The organism is Trichothermofontia sp., from assembly GCF_053493415.1.
Genome location: NZ_JBRCAD010000039.1, coordinates 1 through 23,971, shown reverse-complemented (window position 1 = coordinate 23,971; position 23,971 = coordinate 1). Strand labels below are relative to the sequence as shown.

The 23,971-nt window shown below is 56.0% G+C and carries 16 protein-coding genes; 8 read left to right on the top strand and 8 right to left on the bottom strand.

What is annotated here, in order from left to right:
* Positions 1-26 precede the first annotated feature (26 nt).
* The 3 genes from ACWIUF_RS03825 to ACWIUF_RS03815 all read right to left on the bottom strand — a co-directional run bounded on the left by ACWIUF_RS03825 (position 27) and on the right by ACWIUF_RS03815 (position 9,196).
* Positions 27-1,982 (bottom strand): PAS domain S-box protein, encoded by a 1,956-nt coding sequence (locus ACWIUF_RS03825; RefSeq protein WP_448570900.1) that lies wholly within the window; start codon positions 1,980-1,982, stop codon positions 27-29.
* Positions 1,966-5,142 (bottom strand): ATP-binding protein, encoded by a 3,177-nt coding sequence (locus ACWIUF_RS03820; protein ID WP_448570899.1) that lies wholly within the window; start codon positions 5,140-5,142, stop codon positions 1,966-1,968. The genes ACWIUF_RS03825 and ACWIUF_RS03820 overlap by 17 nt, the downstream gene beginning before the upstream one ends.
* 406 nt (positions 5,143-5,548) lie before the next feature.
* Positions 5,549-9,196, bottom strand: coding sequence for a hypothetical protein (locus tag ACWIUF_RS03815; RefSeq protein ID WP_448570898.1), 3,648 nt, complete (start codon positions 9,194-9,196; stop codon positions 5,549-5,551).
* A 231-nt stretch (positions 9,197-9,427) separates the two neighbouring features.
* Here ACWIUF_RS03815 and ACWIUF_RS03810 point away from each other — a divergent pair, with 231 nt between their 5' ends.
* Both ACWIUF_RS03810 and ACWIUF_RS03805 read left to right on the top strand, forming a co-directional pair.
* Positions 9,428-10,114 (top strand): DUF3318 domain-containing protein, encoded by a 687-nt coding sequence (locus ACWIUF_RS03810; RefSeq protein WP_448570897.1) that lies wholly within the window; start codon positions 9,428-9,430, stop codon positions 10,112-10,114.
* A 60-nt stretch (positions 10,115-10,174) separates the two neighbouring features.
* Complete coding sequence (locus ACWIUF_RS03805) at positions 10,175-11,068, top strand: hypothetical protein (RefSeq protein WP_448570896.1); 894 nt, start codon at positions 10,175-10,177, stop codon at positions 11,066-11,068.
* Between the two features lie 107 nt (positions 11,069-11,175).
* Here ACWIUF_RS03805 and ACWIUF_RS03800 read toward each other — a convergent pair whose 3' ends face one another.
* On the bottom strand, positions 11,176-11,538 hold the full coding sequence (locus ACWIUF_RS03800; protein ID WP_448570895.1) for a DUF4351 domain-containing protein: 363 nt from the start codon (positions 11,536-11,538) through the stop codon (positions 11,176-11,178).
* Between the two features lie 73 nt (positions 11,539-11,611).
* On the opposite strand from ACWIUF_RS03800, the gene ACWIUF_RS03795 reads away from it, so the two are divergent.
* The 5 genes from ACWIUF_RS03795 (at position 11,612) to ACWIUF_RS03775 (ending at position 15,344) form a co-directional block, all read left to right on the top strand.
* Positions 11,612-12,784 carry a low temperature requirement protein A gene (locus tag ACWIUF_RS03795; protein ID WP_448570894.1) on the top strand — a complete coding sequence of 391 codons (1,173 nt, stop codon included), beginning with the start codon at positions 11,612-11,614 and terminating at the stop codon, positions 12,782-12,784.
* Between the two features lie 86 nt (positions 12,785-12,870).
* On the top strand, positions 12,871-13,437 hold the full coding sequence (gene psbP / locus ACWIUF_RS03790; RefSeq protein WP_448570893.1) for a photosystem II reaction center PsbP: 567 nt from the start codon (positions 12,871-12,873) through the stop codon (positions 13,435-13,437).
* Positions 13,438-13,449: 12 nt separating this feature from the next.
* Positions 13,450-14,085 carry a Maf family protein gene (locus ACWIUF_RS03785; RefSeq protein WP_448570892.1) on the top strand — a complete coding sequence of 212 codons (636 nt, stop codon included), beginning with the start codon at positions 13,450-13,452 and terminating at the stop codon, positions 14,083-14,085.
* A 41-nt stretch (positions 14,086-14,126) separates the two neighbouring features.
* Positions 14,127-14,801 (top strand): 5'/3'-nucleotidase SurE, encoded by a 675-nt coding sequence (gene surE / locus ACWIUF_RS03780; protein WP_448570891.1) that lies wholly within the window; start codon positions 14,127-14,129, stop codon positions 14,799-14,801.
* Between the two features lie 9 nt (positions 14,802-14,810).
* A complete protein-coding gene (locus ACWIUF_RS03775) occupies positions 14,811-15,344 on the top strand; it encodes a Tab2 family RNA-binding protein (RefSeq protein WP_448570890.1) in 534 nt (177 codons plus the stop codon).
* Positions 15,345-16,025: 681 nt separating this feature from the next.
* Here the strand turns inward: ACWIUF_RS03775 and ACWIUF_RS03770 are convergent.
* Entirely contained in the window at positions 16,026-18,263 is a 2,238-nt protein-coding gene (locus ACWIUF_RS03770; protein ID WP_448570889.1) for a DUF4347 domain-containing protein, read from the bottom strand.
* Positions 18,264-18,634: 371 nt separating this feature from the next.
* Between ACWIUF_RS03770 and ACWIUF_RS03765 the strand changes: the two genes are divergently transcribed.
* On the top strand, positions 18,635-19,306 hold the full coding sequence (locus tag ACWIUF_RS03765; protein WP_448570888.1) for a class I SAM-dependent methyltransferase: 672 nt from the start codon (positions 18,635-18,637) through the stop codon (positions 19,304-19,306).
* Positions 19,307-19,325: 19 nt separating this feature from the next.
* Here ACWIUF_RS03765 and puuE read toward each other — a convergent pair whose 3' ends face one another.
* The 3 genes from puuE to ACWIUF_RS03750 all read right to left on the bottom strand — a co-directional run bounded on the left by puuE (position 19,326) and on the right by ACWIUF_RS03750 (position 23,823).
* Positions 19,326-20,255 carry an allantoinase PuuE gene (puuE, locus tag ACWIUF_RS03760; protein ID WP_448570887.1) on the bottom strand — a complete coding sequence of 310 codons (930 nt, stop codon included), beginning with the start codon at positions 20,253-20,255 and terminating at the stop codon, positions 19,326-19,328.
* 160 nt (positions 20,256-20,415) lie between these two features.
* Positions 20,416-21,579 carry a hybrid sensor histidine kinase/response regulator gene (locus ACWIUF_RS03755; RefSeq protein ID WP_448570886.1) on the bottom strand — a complete coding sequence of 388 codons (1,164 nt, stop codon included), beginning with the start codon at positions 21,577-21,579 and terminating at the stop codon, positions 20,416-20,418.
* Between the two features lie 465 nt (positions 21,580-22,044).
* Positions 22,045-23,823: a R3H domain-containing nucleic acid-binding protein gene (locus tag ACWIUF_RS03750; RefSeq protein WP_448570885.1), complete on the bottom strand. Its 1,779-nt coding sequence runs from the start codon at positions 23,821-23,823 to the stop codon at positions 22,045-22,047.
* Between the last annotated feature and the right edge of the window lie 148 nt (positions 23,824-23,971).

Sequence of the window (23,971 nt, the reverse complement as noted above, 5' to 3'; positions counted from 1 at the left end):
GGCCATGAGGCGTGGCGGCTGGTGCCTTAGGGCGCAACTAAGGGAAAATGGACCGTAAATTCGGTTTGATTATTGGCACTGATCAGGCTTAAGCTGGCCCCCAAGGTGTTGACAATCCGTTTCAGGATAGCTAACCCCAGCCCGGTTCCACCATGTTTGAAGGGATCGCTGTTGGGAATACGGTAAAATTTCTCAAAAATACGATCGTATTCGGAAGGGGGAATCTCAACACCCGTATTGCACACGGTGAGGTGGAGATGCTCGTCCGATGCTTCCGCATGAACCTTGATTGTCGCGTCCATCGGCGAATATTTACATGCATTATTGACCAACTCAGCGATAATCCGCTCTAGAAAAGTTTGACTGGTGACTAATTCGGGCAGTTCAGGCGGGACTTCAATCACTAAATGTTGGGATTTCTCCGCCATGCGATCGGCAAAAGCATCTAAAATTTCCGTCAACAGCGAGGGCAGGTAAATGGGCGCTAGTTCTAGGTCATAACGTTCCGCATCTAGACGTGATAACTCCAGTAGATCATCAACCAGATCAGCTTCGCGTTTCGCCTCGGATTGGAGAATCTTTAGATAATGTTGCAAGGAATCTTTATCCCGATCGCTATTCACGGCAATTTCTAGCATTTTGGCTGCCATCCGAATATTGGTAATCGGCGATCGCAACTCATGGGATACGTTACTCAAAAACTCATCCTTAAACTCGTTCAATTTTTCCAGTTCCACCAAATGTGCTTCCGTTTGCTTGCGAGCAGTGATATCACGAAAATAGACCGATATGCCACCAGAGTAGGGATAGGCATGAACTTCAAACCAGGCATTCAGGAACGGGAAAAAATCTTCAAAAGTAAGATCCTGTTTTCCGGCTACGGCGCGTTGGCATTGGCGGCAAAATTCCAGGTTGGTAATATCGGGTAGAGCTTGCCAAATATTTCGGTGCAGCAGGCTTTCGCGATTGCACTTAAACAGTTGAGCGGCTGTTTCATTTAAGTAGGAAAAACACCACTCGTTATCTAAACTGAAAAAGCCATCGTTGATACTGGCTAAAATATTACTAATCGTCTGTTGCGAGTACCGCAAGGCTTCCTCCGCCTGTTTCCGTTCGGTAATATCGGTAATCGTCCCCACAAAGCCCGTTACGCGCCCTTTGCTATCCTTCTCGGCGGTGGCCTGCCCCAGTACCCAGGTCACCACCCCATCGGCTCGCTGAAAACGATATTCCATGCGAAACAATTGGTTACGCTGGGCCGCATCATACCAGGCGGCAATCACCCGCTCCCGATCGTCCGGATGGAGGGCCTGGGTCCACGCAAATCCCTTCGCATTTTCTAAGGAAAGACCCGTAATTTGGCACCACAGATCATTGACATAGACATAATGGCCATTGGCATCGGTTTGCAGGATACCGACGGGGGCCACGGCGGCCAGTGAGGCATAGCGTTGTTCACTCCGTCGTAGGTCGGCTTCTGCCCGCTCTCGCTCCGCAATTTCCTTCAGTAAATTTTGGTTGGTTTTTTCGAGTTCTAGGGTGCGCTCATAGACCCGTTGCTCCAGATCTGCATTCAGTTCTAAAATTTCACTCCGTGCTGCTTGGAGAGCCAATTGGGTTTCAACCCGTACCAGAACCTCCGGTACTTGAAAGGGCTTAGTAATGTAATCAATACCCCCAACCGTAAAGGCTTTTACCTTATCGATCGCCTCATCTAAGGCACTTAAAAAGATCACCGGAATATCCTTCGTCTTGTCCTGACCTTTGATGATTTGGCAAACCTCATAACCGCTGATACCGGGCATTTTAATATCCAACAAGATCAGATCAATCTTGGCCGATTGAGTCACCATCAGAGCCATTTCGCCATTAACCACCCCCCGTACTTCGTAACCATGTACAGTTAGCTCCTGGGATAAGAGGTGCAAATTCTCAGGCGTGTCATCAACGACAAGAATGGTGGCTTTAGGAACGATCGGCACGGCCATTGCTCTCTTGAATCAGGGTCACAAGCTTGTCAAAGCGGAAATTGGTAATCCAATTCTGTAGGGTTTGATAGACATGGGCTTTTTCATCTGGAATATCCTGGATAAGGCGTAACAGGGTTTTGTGGTCAGCTTGACTGGCGGCTTCATACACTGTGGCAATCCAAGCGGATGGCATCATATCCAAGCTATCGATCGGCAAGTCGATGACCAGACCGCTGGCCTCTGTCTCTACGGTTGCGGACTCAGCGTAGATAAACTTAGCCCCTAGATGCTGCTCAAGTTTTTCGACGATCACCTCCTGACGAAATGGCTTGCGGACAAAATCATCGCAACCAGCCGATAGGACAATCGACTTCTCCTCGTCAAACACACTGGCAGTCAGAGCAATAATGGCTGTTGCTTGCCCTCGCAGTTGTTCCTTAATACGACGCGTGGCTTGGTAGCCATCTAAAACTGGCATCCGCATATCCATCCAAATCAAATGGGGTTGCCATTCCTCCCAGACAGCGATCGCTTCTTCCCCATTCGTGGCCTCACGGACCTCAAAACCTAGCTTATTCAGTAATTTGCTCAGAAGCAATCGATTACTGACCCGATCGTCTACTACTAGACTACGATACTCGGGCTGACCAGGGACAAGACCGATCGCCATCGGACGCTTGGCATTGCTCGTGAGCACCGCCGTACTGATGACCTGGACGGGGATCGTAAAGCGGAATATTGAGCCTTTACCCACCATACTACTGACGGTAATCCTCCCCCCCATTAACCGCACAAACTGATCGCTAATCCGTAGCCCCAAGCCCGTACCTTCATGCATCGATCGCCCCAGGTCAGTTTGGGAAAAGGCTTTAAACAGGAGGTTGAGATCTTCCTGGGCAATGCCCGGACCGGTATCTTCAACTTCAAATTGCAGGTACTTGCGGGGGGAAACTTCTTCAGCCTCAGTTGGTGTAGCATTGCTCGTTGCGGCGGGGGCAGTTAGGGGCGGATCGGCTACCTGTACCCGTAAGGTAACGCTGCCCATCTGGGTAAATTTAATCGCATTACTGAGTAGATTTATCAGGACTTGACGTAGCTTCCGTTCGTCAGCTTGGATATAGGTAGGAACCTCAGGGTTGCGCCTGAAGCAAAGTGGTAACTGCTTTGTATTTGCCCGCAGTTGGAACATTTCCTCCAGGGTAATGAGTAATTCATTCAGATTGAAGGCGGTTTCATGCAGACTGAGGTGACCCGCCTCAATTTTGGCCATATCTAGCACATCGTTGATCAAATCCAGCAAATGCTCGCCACTGTGAGCAATCAGTTCCAACTCAGCTTGATGGTTAACCAGCGCTGGCTCATTGCGTAGCAGTTGGGCAAATCCCAGGATGGCATTCAATGGCGTTCGTAATTCATGGCTCATATTGGCCAGAAACTCACTTTTGGCTTGATTGGCCACATCGGCAGCCTGTTTGGCCCGTTGTAACTCCTGGAATTTTTCGGTTAAGGTAGCGGCCATTTGCTGGAAGTTGTTGACCAACGACGCCAGTTCGACAACGGGGCTGGCGGGCCACTGAATTGCCCGCTCTGATTGCAGAACTTGATTAGGCAAGTTCGTTGTCACGTGGGCCAGTTGGAATAAGGGGGTGACTAGCCGCCGACTGAAGCCAGTTGCCAGCAATAGCCCCAGCCCGGAGATGACTAACAACAGGGTGAGGTTTTTGATATGAACCTGCTGGAGCGTTTGGGCATCGGGGCGTGCCGGAGACTCCAGCAGCAACTGCCAACCATCTAGGTTAGGGATGGGGGTCTCGTGAACAAAAAAAGAATTGGTCCAACGCACCATGAACAGGGGGCTGCCACGGGTTGGTAGCCACTGGTAGGTTTGGCGATCAATGGGGATGATTTCTCCGGTTTGCCGTAAATCGAGCGGTTCGCCCCAGGGGCGATCGGGCAGGGTACTCACCATGATTGTTTGACCAGGCCCCAGCAAGGTAATCCGGAACTGTTGCATTTCCGTTCCTTCCGCCATCAGGGTCTTGAGCCACTCTGGATTAATGGCACTGATGACCCAGCCTCGGAGTTGGTCCTGGGTGCGGACGGGGTAGGTGAGGAAGAGCGTGGAGGGTGGGGAGGCGCTCTGGCTTAAGGGTAGGCTGGGGGCGAGGCGGGGGGCTTGTCTGGCGATCCCTAGTGTGGCGAGATCGGGCGCGATCGCGCGGGGATCGGGGGCCGCAGTGATAACCCGCTCCTCTGCATCCACGAGCCAAAGTTGGGTCAGGGACGGATGCAGCCGTTGAATAACATTGGTATAGGATTGCCAAGCTTGCGGTGAGTCGCTACTCGCGACTAACTGGGCAAGGGTATCTGCCGCCCGTAGCTGACGATCGTACCAATTTTGCAACTTGCTACTGAGGTGATCAGCGGCAATTTCGAGGCGAGCCTGTTGCTCCTGCTGAATCGTATCGACAACCCGATAACTGTCAATCACCATTAGGGCCAGGGTTGGAAAAAAGACAAACGCAACTAGCAGGTTAAATAGGGTTTGCTGGAGGGAAAGGGTGGCGGCGGCAGGGGGACGACCAAACCATTGGTGGACAGGGGTATAGGCCATCAGCAAACTCGCCACCAGTGCATTAAAGATGCCATTGACAGCCTGTTTAAGCAGGATGATCTGGGTTTGCACCGGATCAACCTGCAACACCTGGCCATAGAACAGCCATACCAGGGGCATCCCCAAGAGTAACCAGTACAAACTATCCAGCAGGACTAAGTTCTGGTGATAGCGCCGGTACAATCCCCCAACGACTAAAACTTCAGCGGTAAAGATCACGATCGCGTAGGGATGATTCCACAGCACATAGGTATAGCTAGCCGATACAACCCCAGCCACAATGCTCCAACGCCAGCCATACAAGCACAACACAATCCAAACCGCGATCGTGCCAAACAGAAAGTCAATATGAAAGAAAAAAGACCAACGGAAATAGTTACCCAAAACCCCCAAGATTAACAGCAGGATAAGTCCCCCGATCGTAGAGAATGGGGGGGGCGGAACTTCTGCTGTTCCCAGATGAGATGGCGTCGTGGTCACAGTGATGGGTAAACTCTCCAGGCTATGCAACTGGCCGGCGATCGTGGGCAGGCAACCGTGGCGATCGCAGGATGACAATTGGGTATCGGCTCCCTAGGCAGAGACAGCCTCCCGCAGTGATGCCAACCCGGTAACATTCTTAACCAGGCATTCCCAGTGTAATGGGTAGGGTTGCCGACGCACCCAAAATATTCCCCAATCTAACCTACCCCAATCGTTGCGTTCGCCTTGGCCTAGGGATACTTCAGGCCATTCCGGCTCTCGGCCATCCGCAATCCCCCCGCAATCGGGCCGGGTGGGCGGTCATGCTGCACTTGACGGGGGGTGGGTTGAGGGCGAGCCGACGCCACCCAATGTCCCCCCTAGCTGGGGTCGCACGGCATTGCAACCCCTCGACACGATTAATCTAATAATCTAAGTTTGACAGCGAACGCTTCTCGTTCTGCGGGAGCTTTCTCTAGAGTAACATCCAGCCAGAGGGACCTTAGGGCTGCCAATAGCCCTGGCTCCCCAGATTGGGCAGGGCTAAGTCCGGTGGCATCACAGAGCGGTTCAGACTTGTTTTATGGCTCTCTCGCTGGCTATAGATTTCGATCGCGATCGCCTCGAACTGGATCTCCAGGCAGCCCAAGGGGACGGTTAGCTGCGTCCAGGCTTCCACCACCGCTTGCCCACAGGGGAAGAAATCGACCAACCAGCGGGGGCCATCCAAAACCTGCCGGGTTTGGCGATCCTGTACCCACACCTTGACCTGGATACGGGCAGGCGTTTTGGCCAGCCGGACACAAAGCGTTATTGATTGGCCAGCAACGAGTTCCTGGTTGGGCAACGAGATCAGGGGCACGGGCACGGGTTCATCATCCGCTAGGCGGTAGAACAGGGAAGGGTGGGAAAGAACTCGCCCTGGGGATAGGGAAGTGGGTAACGGTGCCTCATCTTCAATCAGGATTTCCGCATGGGGTGATGGCCGAGGGGCCGGGGGCGGTGGGACCGCGATCGCCGCTTCAGGGGTCAACATGGCTTCGATCTCCCGTGCCGTGAGGCCAGCCGCCGCCATTGGATTAGATCCCGGCTCTGGCGCAGCAGGCCCCGCGACGAGATCGGCTACCCCCGCGTTCGCTGAGGCCGGGATATCCTCAGATTCTGAAGCTTCTGAAGCTGGGGCTGCATCGGGGCGGGATTCCCCATCAGGGCTGGCTGCCGCTGCTGATTCTGGGGGTGTTTCAGCGTGACCCACCTCGGTCGGCGACCAGTCTGGCCCTTGCGCCAGGAGGTCTAGGAAGATTTCCATCTCAGCCGTCAGGGTGGGATCGGGAGTGAGGGCTTGTAGGGCTTGATACGGGCTAGATTCGCCAGATGCCAGTGCCCCAGCCCCAATTTCCCCGACTTCGCGATCGTGTAGCGTCTCGGTAGGAGAATCGCTGGCCGCCTCGCCCGTGGCTTCCCCGTTGTCCTCGAAGTCATCATCATTCCAGACAACCTCATGCTCATCCGCCAAGCTATCCTCGAAGCCATCGTCATCCCAGGCATCTGCCAAGGTTGCCGCCTCATGCTCTGCCCAGTCATCCCCTTCCCCATCGGCTTCATCCCCGTCATCCCAGGCATCTGCCAAGGTTGCCGCCTCATGCTCTGCCCAGTCATCCCCTTCCCAGTCGGCTTCATCCCCGTCATCGGATTCCCACTCAGGCGTCGCGTAGGCGTCAGCCGCCGCTGGCCAGCCTTCCGCAACGGTTGCCGCCTCCCGTATCCGCACCATATCCCGCATGACCGCCCCTACGGCGGGGGAGTCCGCTTCGGCTTCGGCCTGTTCACGCAACCAATCCGCTAACGCCGCATCGGCAGCGATCGCATTCAATCGGGACCAGAAACGCCGTCCCAAGTTCAGCGATCGCAGGCTGGGCGGCTGGGCGGCTGGGGTGTCCCCCTGATCCGCAGTCCCGTCCCCAGTGCCCTCAGCGTCAGTCAACGCCTCTGGCTGAGCGGGAGTAACCCCTTCCCGGTCAGATGGCTGAGTGAGGTCAGCCCTGTGGGCAAGGGGGGGTAAGGCAACCGATGCATGGGTAAGGACCAATTCCACCTGGGAATTAACTGCGGCGGCAGCAGGGGACTCGATCGCCGCTGGGTCAGCCTGGGCCGCAAATTGTTCAGAGAGGCTGGGGATGGCGGGCAGTTTAGGCGAGATTTGCCGTAGGGTATCGGGATCGGGATGATAAATTTGTTCGGGTAAGGGCTGGAGAACCGCTGGTTGGGTCGGCACGGATGCCGCGGGCGATCGCTTGGAAATTTCGATAAATGAGACACTCAGGCGATTCACCGAACGGACAAGGGACTTGGGCCGCTGGGGTTGGAAGTCACCCGCAAACACCGGTAAATCCACCGCATCCGGCGTTGTAATCACCGGGGGATGGGGCAGTAAAAATTCCTCGGCCCCTGGAGCCTTGGCGGCGGGGGAGGAGCGTACCGACCGGGGGGCGTGGGGTTGACCGTTGGTCAAGGGTAACGCTAGGGCGGGCCGTTCCGGGCGGGGCGGGGTCGGCGCAATCACCTGGGGATCGGGCACGAGAACGCCATTGGGCAGGAGATCAGCCACATCTGCCGCGATCGTGAAGGCATAGGTAGCCAAGAGGTGGGCGGTCTGGGCCGAAGAGTGGGCCAAAACCCGTCCAGTCGCAGCGGCCTCCTGCTGCAAGCGTTGACGCTCGGCCCAGGGCATGTCATCCACGCTTCCCCCTTGGGGAGGCTGCGCGAACGGTGGGGCGTCGGCTTGGGTGAGTTGGACCAAATTCACCTCTCCCAACAACAGTTGGGTGGCACAGTCAGTCGGAATATTCACCTCGCAGCAAAAGTCCACGGGCAGGGTGGCGATCGGCAATAACTGCCAGGTATGGGCCAGCACCTTGAGGGTTTGCGGATCGCGCAGGCACAGTTGCAACTCCCCGATCGCCGCCGTGGTGATCGCGGTTACCGCGCTACTGGGACTCACTTGCCCCTGCAAACGCAGGGGCTGACCTCGGCGCACCACATAGGCTTCCTGCTCCAACGCCAGTTGCAAGGGACCCAACGGCAGCAAATCCGCATCCGGCAGGGGGCTGGGTTCAGGAATCAGGGAGGCGATTTCTTCACTCCCCGGTGTCGCCTCACCCCCCCGATCGTAGGGGAAGGCTTCGCCTGGGGCTGCCTGTGGCCCTGCCGCTAGCGGGGACAGGCTAGGGTCGGCTGGGACAGTTGCATCCATCCCCCCTTCCAACAACTCCTGGAGGCCAGAGAAGACCGCATCCAGGTCAAATTCCTGAAGGGCACGCTCCACGACCTGGTCTGAAATTTGCTGCGCGATCGCCTGGAGCCGTTCATCCAGTAGCTCCCCAGGCACAGGGGGGGGCATCGTTGCCGACTCGGCCTGATCCGCCGGGGTTAAGGGACCAAGATCCGCTGCCCCAGGGGGCGCGGCGAGGTCTAGGGGTGAGGTCGCTAGGGCCGCCAGGAGGGTTTGCATGGCCTGGTCCAGATCAGCCGCCAGGGTGGATACTGCCGCGATCGCGGGCTGGGGGCTGGGATCAGGAACACTAGGGGTTGACTCGGTTGGCGTGGTGGCAACCAGGGGCAGGTCACTAGGCGGCACGAGGGCCGGGTCTAGGGCCGGGGCGATCGGTGAAGGGCTAGGCAGCAAGGGCGTTGGGGCCACCGTCGGTTTCGGTACCACCACAGCAGTCGCGGCAATCTCAACGGTAGCGGGTTCCGATGTCAGCAGGGGATCGGGATCATCCCACTCCTCCTGGGTTTCCGAGTTAGCGAGGACTTCCAGACGCACCCCATAGGACCAGCTTTCACCAAAGAAATCGGCCATGACATCCGCCATGCAGCGCACTTCCCATAGGCCCGGTTTCAGCAAAGTGAAGGGCAAAATCATCATTAACCCATCGGCATTGACGCGACTGGAGCGTCGTTGCATCCGCCGTTTCGGTGGAATTTCCGCGATCGCGTAGTGGGTAATGCGAATTTCCGCTGGGGTATTACTTCGATCGCAACGGGCCACAATGCGGTAGCGCCCCTCCAGAATTTCCGTACTGGATGCATCCAGGGGCAACCAGGCGCGATCGCCCGCCTTTTGGATTAGGAATTGCCAGTCGGTCATCCTTGCCTCCAGAAACCTTGTAAATCGTTGATGTGAGTCTTGGCTGACTTCCGCCCTAGCCGTTTTGCCGACGGCAGTGGGTAAAGCTTGGGCATAGTCTATAGCACAGATTTTGGAAAACCGCCCGCGCCCCTAAGGTTTTCGTCTGCCCTAGACAAGGGGATGACGGTCTGGCAAGTTAGAATAGGAAAGGACTATTCAAAAATCTTTACAGATTGGCACAGATTGGCTATGACTTCCTATGCTGCTTCCACGGCTCGATCCGAGATGAGTGAACTTCGGCGCTTAAAAGGGTTGTTGCCCCCGGAGTTACAAAGCTGGGTAGTGGTGGAGGCAGCAACGGGGGTGAATCCCCCCCTGATTACCTGTGAGGAGTTGGGCAAGGACGAGGTCGAAATCCAAATTGATCTAACCCGCTGGGACCAGTTCGCCCTGGATCAACGCAATCTTCTGTTCTGGCACGAAGTCGCCCGCATCCAAAACGACACGATTCCCAGGGATGGTTGGGAAATGGCCGCCCTCGCGATCGGCCTGGGGGGAGCCGTTGGCGAACTTTGGGTGCAGGATGGCCTGCTGTTGCTATTGGCGTTGTCCCTCTCTGGCTTTGCCGGTTGGCGACTGTATGTCAAAAACAATGGGGAAAAGCGGCTCCGGGAAGCGATCGAGGCCGATGATAAGGCGATCGCCCTTGCCGTGCGGTTTGGCTACTCCCTACCCAACGCCTACAAAAGTCTAGGCAGCGCCCTGAAAACCTTGATTGAACAAACTCCGAAAAAGCGCCAACGCAGTCGCTACGAATCCCGCCTGCAATCCCTGCGCAAGAGTGCCGCGAAGGCCAAAGCCAAGCTGAAGACCAATGCCGAGGGGAGTTCTGAAACGGGAGGAGGGCGATCGCGCCCCATCGAGGCAATCGACTAACCGCCGCCCCCCCCCGGCTGGCAACTGTAAGATTTGTTAGACCCGAAACCCCAATCCCTCATGGCTAATCCGACCCGCATCCTGCTGCAAACGACGATTCCCCCCACTGAAGACGACTGGCACATTGGCCGCTTTGCCTGCCTACGGGACTGCCTGGCCTCCCTCCAGGACGAGGCGGGGCATCCCCTCTATGCGGTGACGGCTCGCGATCGCGAGGCGGACGCCCAGGGGAACGATCGGGTTTTGAGTAACCTGGAGCGATCGCAATTTGATCAACTTTGGCTGTTTGCCGTCGATGTGGGTGAAGGGCTAACCGAAAAAGACTGCGCGGGGATTACCCGTCTACGGCAACAGGGTGGGGGCCTGATGATTACCCGCGATCACCAGGATCTGGGATCATCCCTGTGCTACCTGGGGGGGATTGCCGCCGCCCACTATTTCCAAACCCGCAACCCCGACCCTGACCCCTCCCGCCACTGTATTGACGACACCTGCACCACCTATATTTCCTGGCCCAATTACCACTCCGGCCTCAATGGCGACTATCAGCGAATCCAGATCCTGGACCCGGTGCATCCCGTTCTGAAAAATCCGAATGCCCCCAATGGGGTGATTGAATTCTTCCCCGCCCATCCCCACGAGGGGGGCATCGGTGCGCCCGCCAGTGACCCCACCGCCCGCGTGATCGCCAAGGGCACCAGCAAAATCACCGGTCGGGACTTTAACCTGGTCGTCGCCTTTGAACATAGTCAGGATGAGCAGGGCAATCTATTGGGGCGGGGGATCGCCCAGTCCACGTTCCATCATTTCTGTGATTACAACTGGGATACGCGCCTGGGCTGCCCCAGCTTTGTCTCCGATCCCCCCAGCGATCGCATTCAAAATACCCCCAGAGCGATCGACGATATTCACACCTATGTGCGTAATGTCGCCCAGTGGCTCACCCCCATCTAACCGTATTAGGTAGGACGATATTAGGCAGGGCGATGCTCCTAGGGAGACGCGGCGCGAACGTGCGGTTTCAAACGGTACGATTCATGTTACCCAGCCACTGCCTCTCCTCACGGCAGATGCCTATCTGCCTGGGAGTCAAGCCAATTGACTAAATCCGCCAATTCGGTAAACTCTAGCAACGCCTCAGCCAAGACCTCCAATTGCGCCAGCGATAACACTTGCACCTGGGCAGTCAGATCTGGCGGCAGGTCTCCAACCCGGCGGCGGAGCAGTTTCAGAACAAGGGATCGACTTTCTTCTTGTCGGCCTTGGCGTTCCCCTTCCCGGAGAATTTCCTGGTACCAGGGTGATTCACGGAGGACTGCCATATCCCACCTCATGATTTGCCGTACAACATCACTATCCAACACAAAACTAGCAAAAAAAGCCAGCAGGGCTTCCATCTCCACCTGTGGCAAGTTTGGACTCACTCAGCCATCCATGCGTGAAAGACGGTATCGTCTTGTATGATGGCCCGCGCGATCGCTCAGGAAATAACGCCCTATGTCAAAACCCCTTTGGGAACCGCCCCGCTTGCGATCGGGTAACGAAACGGCAGAAGAAGAACGCCATGCCACCTGGCTGGAATTGTTCTATGACCTGATTTTTGTGGTCGCCGTTGCCGAGTTGGGGCACACCTTCGGGAAACACGTCACCTGGCTGGGCTTTTTGCAGTTTGTGGGGCTGTTTATCCCCGTCTGGTGGTGCTGGGTGGGGGCCACATTCTACGCCACCCGCTTTGACACGGATGACCTAGGCCATCGGGTGTTGACCCTAATGCAGATGTTCATCGTGGCGATCATGGCCGTCACGGTGCATGATGGCTTTGGTAAAACGTCTGTGGGGTTTGCCCTCTGTTATATCGCTGTCCGGAGCATTCTGATTTTTAAGTACCTCCGGGCAGGCTACCATGTTCCGATCGCCCGTCCGTTGACCATCACCTTCGCGATCGGCTTTGGGATTGCCGTGGCCCTCTGGCTACTGTCGATTTTTGTGCCCCCTCCGTGGCGTTTTGTCCTATGGGCGATCGCAATGGTGATTGACTTAGCCACGCCGATCGTGGCAGGGCGATCGTTTCAACAAGTGCCGCCCCACATGGCCCATGTCTCGGAGCGATTGGGCCTGTTTACGATCATTGTGTTGGGGGAATCCGTCGTCGGCGTGGTGGGCGGTATTTCTGGCCAGACCCTAGGGTTATTTGCCGGGGAAACGGGGCTGCTGGGTTTGATTATTGCCTTCAGCCTGTGGTGGATTTATTTCGATAGTGTGGATGCTTCCCCCCTGGAGTCCTATCGTCAGGGGCGTTTTGTGTCTGGCGTGATTTGGCTGTATACCCATTTACTCTTGATGATTGGGCTAGCGGCAACCGGGGTGGGGGTCTATCACCTGATCTTTAGTGAACCGAATTTACCTCTGCACACGGCAGAGCGCTGGCTGATGAGCGGTGCCCTGGCCCTGTGTTTCCTGGCGTTGGGGGTATTGCACCTGATCACCGTTTCCTGGGGGCATCCGCGCCAACGCACCCTGATTGCCAGCATCCGCTTTGGGACAGCGGCTTTTCTACTGGTCCTGGCGATCGCGGGCACCCAGTTACATCCGATTAGCCTGATCCTAATTTTGGCGATCGTGAGCGTGGGGCAAGTGATCCTCGATTTGTTCATCAAACCCCGCCCCTGATCGATCCCAGGTCCTATGCGACAATGGAAAGGGCTTATGCAGCCAAATTATCAAGTCAGCATCAGGAATACATTAGGACTTCATACATGCGCGGTTTGCAACGCTGGTTCGTGCTGTTATTGGCGATCGTGGGGGTTGTCTTACAAAGTTGTGGCTCCCCGGCCAGTGGCCTGAATCGCTATACCGATCAGGCCGATGGCTACGAATTTCTCTATCCGCCCGGTTGGCTACAGGTGCAGGTGACCAATGGCCCAGATGTGGTCTTCCACGACCTGATTGAGACAACGGAAAATGTCAGTGTGGTGATCAGCCCGATCGCACCGGGGAAATCCTTGAGTGCCCTGGGGACGCCCTCCCAAGTGGGGCAGGAATTAGTCAAACGCGCCTTGCAACCGGCATTAACGGCCCAATCGAACTCGGCCACCCCGACCAGCGTTGAACTGGTGAATGCCGAGGCTCATGAGATGGCAACCAAAACCTACTATGTTCTGGAGTATGCCGTGGAGCGCGAGGGGCAACGGCGGCATAACCTCGCCAGTGTCGTGGTGAGTGGCGATCGCCTCTTTACCTTCAATCTCTCTACCTCGGAGCAACGGTGGCCCCAGGTTCAAGGCTTGTTTAAAACCGTGGTGAACTCGTTTACAGTGTCCTAACCCCTAATGGCTATGCCCCAAGTCGTTTTGGCATCCGCGTCGCCAGCACGGCGGCGGTTATTGCAGGCGATCGGGATTGAGCCGATCGTCCGTCCCAGTGATTTTGATGAATCACAGGTGGCGATCGCGGCTCCCCAAGCCTTAGTCGAAACCCTGGCCCGCTGCAAGGCGACAGCGGTGGCGGATCGCATTCGGGATGAATATCCCCTGGTGGATTTGCCACCGTGGCTCGTGGTGGGCTGTGATTCAGTCCTGTCGATTCATGGGGAAGTCCACGGCAAGCCAGCGGATGCCGCCACCGCGATCGCCCGCTGGCAGCAAATGCGGGGGCACGTGGGGAAACTCTATACAGGCCACGCCCTGATCGATTTGCAGCAGGACCTGACCCTGGTGCGCTGCCAGGTGACGGAGGTGTTTTTTGCCACCCCGACGGATGCCCAAATTCACGCCTATGTGGCAACGGGGGAACCGCTCCAGTGTGCCGGGTGTTTTGCCCTGGAAGGGAAAGGCGGGGTTTGGGTGGAAAAACTAGAGGGTTGCCACACCAATGTGATTGGCCTGAGCCTGCCCCTGTTCCGGCAAATGCTGCATGACCTGGGCTACGATGTGAGTAATTTTTGGGTTGCCCCTCACCCACACCACCACTGAGGTGGTCACGACGCTCCTTACCTCCCTGTGACGGTTCATTCATGTTGCTGCTGTTGACCAATGATGATGGCATTGATGCCCCTGGCTTACAAACCCTACAACGGGCGATCGCGGGGCAAGGCGTGGTGGTTGCGCCCAATACGGAGTTTTCCGGCTGTGGCCACCAGGTAACCACCCATCGCCCGATCACGGTGGAGCAGCGTACCGAGATGGCCTGGGCGATCGCGGGCACCCCTGCCGATTGCGTGCGGGTCGGCCTTCACCTCCATCCCCAAGTCCATTGGGTTTTAGCGGGGGTGAATGCCGGGGGAAACCTGGGCGTCGATATCTACACCTCTGGCACCGTCGCCGCCGTCCGGGAAGCCACGTTTCATGGCATCCCCAGCATTGCCCTCTCCCAATACCGTAAGGGAAAACATCCCGTGGATTGGACGATCGTGCAGCGGTTGACGGAACGGGTATTGGCGACGCTCCTCGATCGGCCTCCCCAACCCGGCCACTTTTGGAATGTGAATTTTCCCTACCTGGAAGCAGCAGAGGCTGACCCCGAAATGGTATTTTGCCAACCCTGTGTGCAACCTTTACCGATTCATTACGCCATCGAAGGTAGCACATATCACTATGTGGGTGAGTATGCCAAACGTCCGATCGTGGCAGGGACAGATGTTGCCCACTGCTTTGGCGGTAGCATTACCATTAGCCAAATTCCCGTTTAAGTCACAGCTTTGGGTAACCTTCGCCCAGCACGCTTGTCGTCCACAATCCCAGTTCCCTATATGAGCGATCGTCGGCCCCCGCAACCCTTACCCGATCACCTCTGGGGCGACCAATGGCGTTTTGCCAGCCTACCAGCGGCTGAGCTAATGGCGGCTTTTCGCGATCGTCCCATGCCAGTCCTAGAGCTACCGGCAACGCGATCGCCCCTGCGTTTGGGATTAGCGGCAACGTTGCCCATCCCAGGCGTCATCATCGATGGCGGGCGGCGCTCGTTGGCCCTAGCCCTTTGGTTGCAGGACACCCAACCAGTTGCCTTGAAATTCATCCCAGGACCACTCAATGGCTTGATCCTAGAGGCAGGAGAGACCGATCGTTGGGTATTAGCCACTTTTCAGGATGCCGAGGTGACCGCCGCCGCCCAGTTATTTGTTGAGCGCAAATATCGCAGCCGGGGCCTCCACTTTCTCCTCGTGCAACCGGATAACGCTGGCGTCACCTATAGTGGCTTTTGGCTGCTGCAAGACCACATTTCATCGTCCTAGGCACGGGTTACCACCCACTGCACCACCTGCACACGCCTAACCCTAAGGCCCGCTGCCATTGGATGCGGTTGACGGTCTCTCAGGAAAAATGGGCTGACTTTAGACAACTTTACGCAAAGTGTGAACTTTTGTCGTAAAACTGATCCCCGCTAGAAAATTGCGATATCTTGGCAATAGGAGCTCCAAGCTTCTAGATCACAAAACGTCTAATTCACGGAAATTAAGGAGGTCAGTTATCGATTTCCACGTGAATGTGTCTCGTTTAACGACAACAGCATCCCAGTTGATTGCGGCCATTTCCTCGCTCTAAAAACAGGAAGTTTGGGGAGTGACTATTACTCAGGTAATTGCACATTAGTCCCACTTCAAATAGACTCCAGCAGATAGAGGAAAAGGGATAGCGGTCCTGCCGGTGCTGTTGTTGCTTTTAAAGCATTTAAATCAATCGCGGTTTGAGGCACTCTGTGTGGGGGTACCCGAATACTGAACAACGGTAGCAATTCTCAATGGCTCGTGAGTGTTTTAAAAGCCCAGAAACCAGCCGTTTTGGCGACTGAAGTCGCCACTACAAACGCAAAACAACGCTTAGAACAATCAAACGCCGAGGTTCGTAGTCGCGGTTTTAACCGCGATCCCCCTTTTAAAACATCCTCTTAGGCCGGCCAACTGAAACGGACCAACTTAAACAAAGATAAAACGCGGTGTAATATTGGCTGCGGGTGAAATGTTATCCAGCACCGCAATCAGCTCATCATTACTGCTGGTTCCTGGCGAGCCATCGTTGTCGATATAAATAGCAGCCGTATTAAACGCAGAACCAATGTAGTAGTCAAGTCCACTCTTGAGTTGAATAAAATCTTCAGCAATATTAAAGTCAGCAATGCGGGCAAAAGCATCGATACCAGGACTACTGGAGCTGCCGTCATCATAATAGGCTTGGAAGCTATTGCCCAAAACAAAAAGATCAGCGCCTGCACCACCAATTAGCACATCGATTTCGCCAAACCCAGCAAACTTCTCATTGCTGCCATCCAGCGTATCATTGCCATCATCGCCACTGAGGGTATCGTTGCCCCGATCGCCATACAGCCAATCATTTTGCTTGCCGCCAAAGAGCGTATCGTTGCCTTGCCCTCCAAAGAGGGTATCGTTATCAAGGTCGCCGCGCAGCACATCGTTGCCATCATCCCCAAACAAACGATCGCGTTGTTTACCGCCATACAGGGTGTCGTCTCCCCTACCCCCGTGCAGGGTGTCATTATCCTGACCGCCAAAGATGCGATCGCGTCCCTGATTGCCCAGCAGGGAATCATTACCCTGATAGCCAAAAATTTCATCATTGCCACTGGTGCCCACGATCGTTTCACTAGCATTGGTTCCCAAGATCTGATTAAAGGGACCATTGAAACTGGGAATGCTAATGTCAATCCCCGGTGGCAAAGGATTAGAGGGATTCGTGGGGAACCCTGGTCCGGTAATCAAATTACCCACATTGATCGTAATGATATCGGTATCCACCAGGGGACCACCCGTACCCGTATTGCCCAGATCATTCGTGGCAATCGATAGGGTTGCTGTTCCACTGAAGTTGGGATCGGGATCAAAGCGGAGGCCATTCAGGGCAGCATTCACATTGGCAAGGCTACCGTTGAAGCTCATGCTGCGATCGTTGATCCCATCCCCCTCGTCCTGCCGGAAGGAAAGCCCATTCGTCCCATTGAGCGTGATGGTACCGTTGGTGGCAATCAACGAGATCAAAACCGGATTATTGCCCGCATCCGGATCAGTTACCGTAATGCCATTCCCTGCATTGGGCGAAAACAACAGGGGGGTATTAGGGCGGGTGGCCTGGGTAGCAGGGACAAAGTTGACAGGGGGTTGATTGCTGCCAATCACATTGACATTGAGCGGTTCAATACGAACGGCATCCGCAATGACGACGCCATTGGCATTATTCGCTAATTGCACCGTGAGGCTATTGCCCACAATGGTATAGGACCCCAAGACATCCTGGAACGTTGCCCCCCCTGTCACGATCTGACCGCTAGGGTTCAGTTGTTGGTTCACATTCACCGTTAGGGGGACACCTCCCGTCAGGGTAAAGGGGGCGTTACTGGCCGCACCCGACTGCGGCACCCAGGTTGTCGATACCCGGTAGGCCCCCGGTGCTAAGCCCGTGAAGGTCCAGATGGCCAGATTGCCGGGTGTATCCGCTGGGGCACCCGCACTGGCGGTACGCAGATCATTCTGAAACCCGATGCCATTCGCAATTGACCAGGCACCCGTTTGAAGAAACCCTGAGTCGCCATCATCGATAATGGTGAAAAACACACCGGGATAGTCCTGCAAGGTGGCGGCTCGAAAGGCAAGGGGCGATCGCATCGGCCCAGTGCGATAGGCTAATTCCCAATCCCCGCCAAGGGCTGCATTTCCCGTTAACCCCAAGGAAGCCGCCACACTTGCGCCCGTCAAACGGCTTAATTGTTGAACAAAGATCTGCCCGCGCCGTTCACGGGCCACATTACACCCATAGATAAACACCTCAGCCGACTCGGCTAGGGCATAACTCCAGCGATGAATCTGGCGGGCATAGTGCATCAAATTCTGAAGGTCCAGGCGAGTTGTCCCCAACCAAACTCGGCCCGGTTCCCCGTGGGAGACCAAATGCAGGCTCGTGACCCGTTGTTGTTGCCGCAATAAATGCTGGCTGATCTGGTCAATCCCATCCTCATCAGGGTTTAAAACCACCACCTCAACCCCCGGCAACACACCCGCCGCCAATTGCTGATAAGCCTCAACCCCCGGATCAATAAAAACGAGGCGATGGGGAGGCACCCGTCGTCGAGCAGGTCGATCGAAGGCGAGGACCTGTGACGGGATAGAACGGGGTGTAGAGAGATTGATGTGAGACGGTGACATAATTGCTTCTTCGCGATTATCGCATTAGCATTCGGGCATGGGGACTGACGCGGGTAAGCCAACCAGTGGGCATCCTTGAGGGAAATTCACTAACCGTTGCCAACGATTAAAAAGTGGCGGCTTAATTGCATGGTGAGAAGATCCCAATACCAATACGAAAAAGCCACAACACTACTTGTGGGGTGAACAATCTATAAAAGATAGTTCCTGCCACTATAATTAGTGGCACAACGCGACTAGCGTCAAGTTGTGGCTAAACAATAGCCTAAAAATTGGAATTGTCAAGAAGATTTTGGATACCCGTTCAATCTGCGATCAACAGGCAGGAGGAATGGGGAAGCGTACCAGCCGCTATCGGGGGAGGGGTAAGGATGGAACGGGTTTTGGAACCGGAAGTGATGGATACCTGGGCAGAGGCGATCGCCTACGATGCGATGGACTTCACGGCGGTCAATACCGACTTTGCGGCATTAGCGATCGCCCTGGGGCCACCAGGCGTTGCCCAGGTGCTGGACTTGGGCACGGGTACGGCGCGGATTCCGATCCTGATTGCCCAGCAGCGCCCCCAGTGGCAGATCCGCGCGATCGATCGATCAGAAAATATGCTCAAGGTGGGAGCCAATAATGTACAGGCCGCCGGTTGTCAGGGCCAGGTGATCCTGGTGCAGGCCGATGCCAAGCAGTTACCCTATACCGATGCCCAGTTTGACCTCGTGATTGCCAACAGCATCCTACACCACCTTCCCGATCCCTTGCCTTGCCTGCGGGAGTTGCAACGGGTACTCAAACCGGGTGGGGGTATTTTATTGCGGGACTTGCTGCGTCCGGCGGATCGGGCCACAGTAGCGGCGTTGGTTGCCCAGATTGGCCCAGACTATGATGCCCATCAGGCCCAACTGTTCCACGATTCCCTCTGTGCCGCTTTTACCCTAGCGGAAGTGACCGCAATGGTCCAGACCGTGGGTCTGGCGGGGGTGGAGGTCTATCAATCCTCCGATCGCCATTGGACGATCGCCCGTTCTTCAACCCTGCCGTCGGCCTGAGCAGCCCCCCGGCGATCGCCTACCCTGGATTGAGCGCTGGATAGGGATGATACTGAAGCCAATGCTGGGCGATATCGAGGCGGCGGCAAATCCAGACCAGATCGTGGCTTTGCACATAATCGAGAAAGCGGGCCAAGGCTGCTGTGCGTCCGGGGCGTCCCGCGAGGCGCGTATGCAACCCCACCGACATCATTTTCGGAGCCGTTTCCCCTTCTTGATACAACACATCAAAAGCATCTTTCAAATAGGTAAAAAAGTCATCCCCGCTGTTAAATCCCGGTGCAACCGAGAATTTCATATCGTTATTATCGAGGGTATAGGGAATCACCAGATGGGGCTTCCCCACCACTTCAACCCAGTAGGGTAAATCATCATTGTAGGCATCAGAGTCGTAGAGGAAACCGCCTTCTTCCACCACCAAACGGCGCGTATTCACACTCGGTGCATAGCGGCAATACCACCCCAGCGGTCGCGATCCCGTGAGTTTTTGGAGCGAAGCGATCGCCAACTGCATCTGATGGCGTTCTTCCACCTCGCTCATCTCATGAAACCCGAGCCACCGCCACCCGTGGCAGCAAATATCGTAACCCGCTGCAACAATGGCCTGCGCCGCCTCCGGGTTTCGCTCCAACGCCAGAGCTGCCCCAAACACCGTAATGGGTATCTGGCGGCTTTGAAACAATCGCATTAACCGCCAAAAACCAGCCCGACTGCCATATTCATACACTGACTCCACGATCAAATCTCGTTGCCCCGGTCCCATCGATGCACCTGGTACTTCCCATAAATAGGTTTCGGAGCGATTATCCCCATCTGGAATCGAATACTCTGAACCTTCCTCATAATTCATCACAATTTGCAGCGCCAAACGGGCATCTCCTGGCCAGCGGGGATGGGGAGGATGGGCACCGTAGCCAGTGAGATCACGGGGATAAGAAGACAAGGACATAGGCCAAAGGAACGATTTTAGGGGCGGGCATCTTGACTGCTGTTGCTTGATTTTAGATTTTAGATTTTAGATTTTAGATTGGCAGTCGAGACGACTACCGTAATTTCAATTTATGATCTACGGCTTGTGCGTGCCTTCTCTAATTTAGTTGAGAGTTGTGTCAAGTTTGGAGGGCTGGTAAGCGCACAATAAAGGCACTTCCCTGGCCAGCTAGGGACTCAACTTCGATCGTCCCCCCATGCGCCTCCACAATTTGTCGGGAGAGATGCAAACCCAGGCCACTGCCCGATCGGGTATGGTTGCCCTGGCGAAAGCGCTGGAATAGGGTTACTTGCTCCGCTGCGGGGATACCGGGACCCGTATCCTTCACCCGAATGACTAACCAGGCTTGATTAGGAAATGGGTCATTAACCGGATCAGCCATCACGCAGGCGAGGGCCACTTTTACGGCTCCGCGATCGGTAAATTTAATCGCATTCCCCACCAGATTCGTGAACACCCGCCGCAACTCCTGACGATCGCCCGCGACTTCAAACCGGGTGAAGGTCGTGGGACCGCAGGCGGTGGCAAACCCAAGCGCGATATTTTTGGCCGTAGCGAGAGGCCGTAGTTCCAGCACCACTTCCTGTAACAAGTCCTGAAGATTGACCGTAGAAAAGGTCAACGACTTGGCCCCCGCTTCATAGCGATAGACCTCCAGCAATTGGTTCACCATCTGGAGCAAATTTTGATTGCTGCGGATCATGCTGGGGATGACCTCTTGCATTTGGGGCGTCAACTCCCCTAGGGCACCCTCTAAAAACAGGTTGAACATGCGATCGGCGGCAATCAACGGTGTTCGCAAGTCATGGGTCAAACGCGAGACAAAATCCTCCCGTTGGCGGGCAATTTGGTTACGTTCCTCGATCGTGTGTTTCAGACGCAGCAGCGATCGCACCCGCGCCAGCAGTTCATCAAACTCGACGGGCTTACGGATAAAATCATCCGCCCCCAAATCCAGCCCCCGCACTACACTGGGTTGATCCGATGCCGTGATCAGTAAAATCGGGACAAAGGGTAAGCGGGGATTATTGCGAATGCGCCGGGTGACTTCGTAACCATCAATCTCCGGCATCATCACATCCAGCATGATCAGATCCGGCGGCGCCTGCTCGACCTGACGCAATGCCGTATAGCCATCCGCAGCCACCTCAACCACATACCCTTCTGAATCCAGTACGGCCTGAATGAGATAGGCATTATCGGGCGAGTCATCAACAACTAGAATGCGATCGGTCGTCACGCTGCGTTGGGGGAGAAGCGGTTGCGGAAGAGCAGTCAACATGATTGCTTACGTCACTGTATCGAGTTGCGCGGAATTCGGGAAGGGCGTGGGGCAGCCAGTCAGAAGTCCCAACCCGGTGTCGGTGATGCCGCCTGATCCGCTGGCAGAAAGGGGTCCCCAGCGTTGTAATCCTTATGATTACGATCTTGCAATTAATACTCAGGATTAACGTCATCCCTGTGACAGATTTTGTCCCATCCTGCGGGGGAAGAGGGGGATGTGAGTAGGGTTAAAATCCCAGCGGGCGGGTTAATCAAGCCACTCGCTGGGCTGTGGGGATGCCAGAAAATCCCAGGGGGCGGGTTAATCAAGTCACTCGCTGGACGGCGCGGATACCCCAAAATCCCAGGGGGCGGGTTAACCAAGTCACTCGCTAGGCTGCGGGGATTTCGGCGCAACCCGCCCCTACAGTTTCAATATTTCGGAATATCAGATTCCCTGTTACTGTTACCTGTCACTGCCTCCCTAGGCCGGATAAATCCGTAGCCGCCGATTGGGTTCCTCACCAAAACTGGCGGACTTGAGGTGATAGTGTTCCACCAACTCGTGTTGCATTCGGCGCACCTTGGCCGATCGCGGTAGTAACTCCACTGGTTGCCCCTTCGGTAAGACAATTTGCTCCACCGCCAGACGGGTTTCTTCTAGGGCTTCCAACTCGTCATCGCTGCCCGTGGAGGAGAACAGGCTGAGATCAAGACCACTGGCCGAGACTGGCTCATCCACGTTGAGCATGCGCCGCAAGGCACGGACAATATGGGGTAAGGTGCTGGCCTTGATGGCGTGGATCGGGACTTGGCGCATTTTGGCCAAGTGCTTGAGTTTGGAGTGGCCCTTCACCTGCGATCGCACCGTCAGGATCACATCGGCTTCATCAATATTTTTCGTGATCGCCACGGGGAGGGCGAGGGTGTGAATAGCCTGCTCCAATTGTTGACGACCGACGGCATAGGGGTAGATACACAGCGTATCGCCCCCCGGCGCGATCGGGATAGCAGCGGGAAAATCCACGATCGACTCCCGGCCTGGCCCCGATTCGCCCTCAAATGCCGCCAACTCGGCTGAGGGAAGTGGTTGAGCCGTGAGGGAGGCATCGAGCAGTTGGGCAAAGTATTGCTCCTCCGACAGGGGAACCGACGATCGGGCCGCCTTCCGGGAACTGGGGCTGCTGGGCAAGGGCACCATGCGACCAGAGGCTTGCCACCCCTTAGCAAAGGGGGGCATCGTAGGGGGAGCAGCCTGGGCCGGAGCCAGTTCGCGGGTGATGGCGACGTTACCCGCTTCGTTCAGGGTGCGAATTTGGGGGCTGACAGGCCGTCCGCGCAGGATGGTATCGACGGTTTCAGCAACCTGCTCATGCACGACCCAGCGTTGCCGTTCCAGCATTTCGATCGCGATCTCAAAGGTGGGGGGCGCCTTGCGCTCCAGGACCGTTTTCTGGCTACCACGACGGCGAGCTTCCTCATCCCCTAGTGTGACGGACTGGATGCCGCCAATTAAATCGGAGAGGGTGGGGTTTTTGATCAGGTTGGCGATTTGATTCCCGTGGGCCGTGCCGACCAGTTGTACGCCGCGCTCGGCGATCGTTCGCGCCGCTAGGGCCTCTAGTTCCGTGCCAATTTCATCAATGATGATCACCTCTGGCATGTGGTTTTCCACGGCTTCGATCATCACCTGATGCTGTAACTCCGGACGGGCCACCTGCATCCGTCGCGCCCGCCCGATCGCCGGATGGGGAATATCCCCATCGCCCGCAATTTCGTTGGAGGTATCGATAATCACGACGCGTTTGCCCAGTTCATCCGCTAGGACCCGGGCAATTTCGCGCAGGGCCGTCGTTTTGCCCACCCCAGGCCGACCCAGGAGCAGGAGCGATCGCCCGGTTTCCACCAGATCGCGAATCATGCTGGTGGTGCCAAAAATAGCGCGGCCCACCCGGCAGGTCAAGCCGACCACATCCCCCGTCCGATTGCGAATGGCGCTAATGCGGTGCAGGGTTTGCTCAATCCCGGCCCGGTTATCACTGCTGAAGCTGCCCACCCGCTGCACACAGGTGGCCAAGACTGGGCGCGTCACCGGATTCGCCGACAGTTCCTCCACCCGATGGGGGAAGCGAGCCTCTGGCACCCGGCCCAAATCCATCACCACCTCCACCAATTGATCGCGATCGGGGTGGTGGCGCAGGCGCGACTGCAATTCATCAGGCAGAATATCGAGCAGTTGATTCAGATCGTCAGTAATTTGCATAGATGCTTCGGGAAGTTTCAACCCGTCAAGGCAATAAAAGTGACTGAAATCGGGACATACTAACCCCATCACAACGTCAGCGCCGGGGGCCGCTGGCCCCATCCGGCAAGTGACTAGGGGGGCCTAGCCGAGGGGGCTAACCAAGGGG

Excerpts from the sequence above, each read along its gene's own strand:
- ACWIUF_RS03785 (WP_448570892.1), top strand. The coding sequence starts at position 13,450 with ATGCCCCAAGTCGTTTTGGCATCCGCGTCGCCAGCACGGCGGCGGTTA.
- psbP (WP_448570893.1), top strand. The coding sequence starts at position 12,871 with ATGCGCGGTTTGCAACGCTGGTTCGTGCTGTTATTGGCGATCGTGGGG.
- ACWIUF_RS03755 (WP_448570886.1), bottom strand. The coding sequence starts at position 21,579 with ATGTTGACTGCTCTTCCGCAACCGCTTCTCCCCCAACGCAGCGTGACG.
- surE (WP_448570891.1), top strand. The coding sequence starts at position 14,127 with ATGTTGCTGCTGTTGACCAATGATGATGGCATTGATGCCCCTGGCTTA.
- ACWIUF_RS03805 (WP_448570896.1), top strand. The coding sequence starts at position 10,175 with ATGGCTAATCCGACCCGCATCCTGCTGCAAACGACGATTCCCCCCACT.
- ACWIUF_RS03795 (WP_448570894.1), top strand. The coding sequence starts at position 11,612 with ATGTCAAAACCCCTTTGGGAACCGCCCCGCTTGCGATCGGGTAACGAA.
- ACWIUF_RS03815 (WP_448570898.1), bottom strand. The coding sequence starts at position 9,196 with ATGACCGACTGGCAATTCCTAATCCAAAAGGCGGGCGATCGCGCCTGG.
- ACWIUF_RS03770 (WP_448570889.1), bottom strand. The coding sequence starts at position 18,263 with ATGTCACCGTCTCACATCAATCTCTCTACACCCCGTTCTATCCCGTCA.
- ACWIUF_RS03750 (WP_448570885.1), bottom strand. The coding sequence starts at position 23,823 with ATGCAAATTACTGACGATCTGAATCAACTGCTCGATATTCTGCCTGAT.
- ACWIUF_RS03810 (WP_448570897.1), top strand. The coding sequence starts at position 9,428 with ATGACTTCCTATGCTGCTTCCACGGCTCGATCCGAGATGAGTGAACTT.
- puuE (WP_448570887.1), bottom strand. The coding sequence starts at position 20,255 with ATGTCCTTGTCTTCTTATCCCCGTGATCTCACTGGCTACGGTGCCCAT.
- ACWIUF_RS03765 (WP_448570888.1), top strand. The coding sequence starts at position 18,635 with ATGGAACGGGTTTTGGAACCGGAAGTGATGGATACCTGGGCAGAGGCG.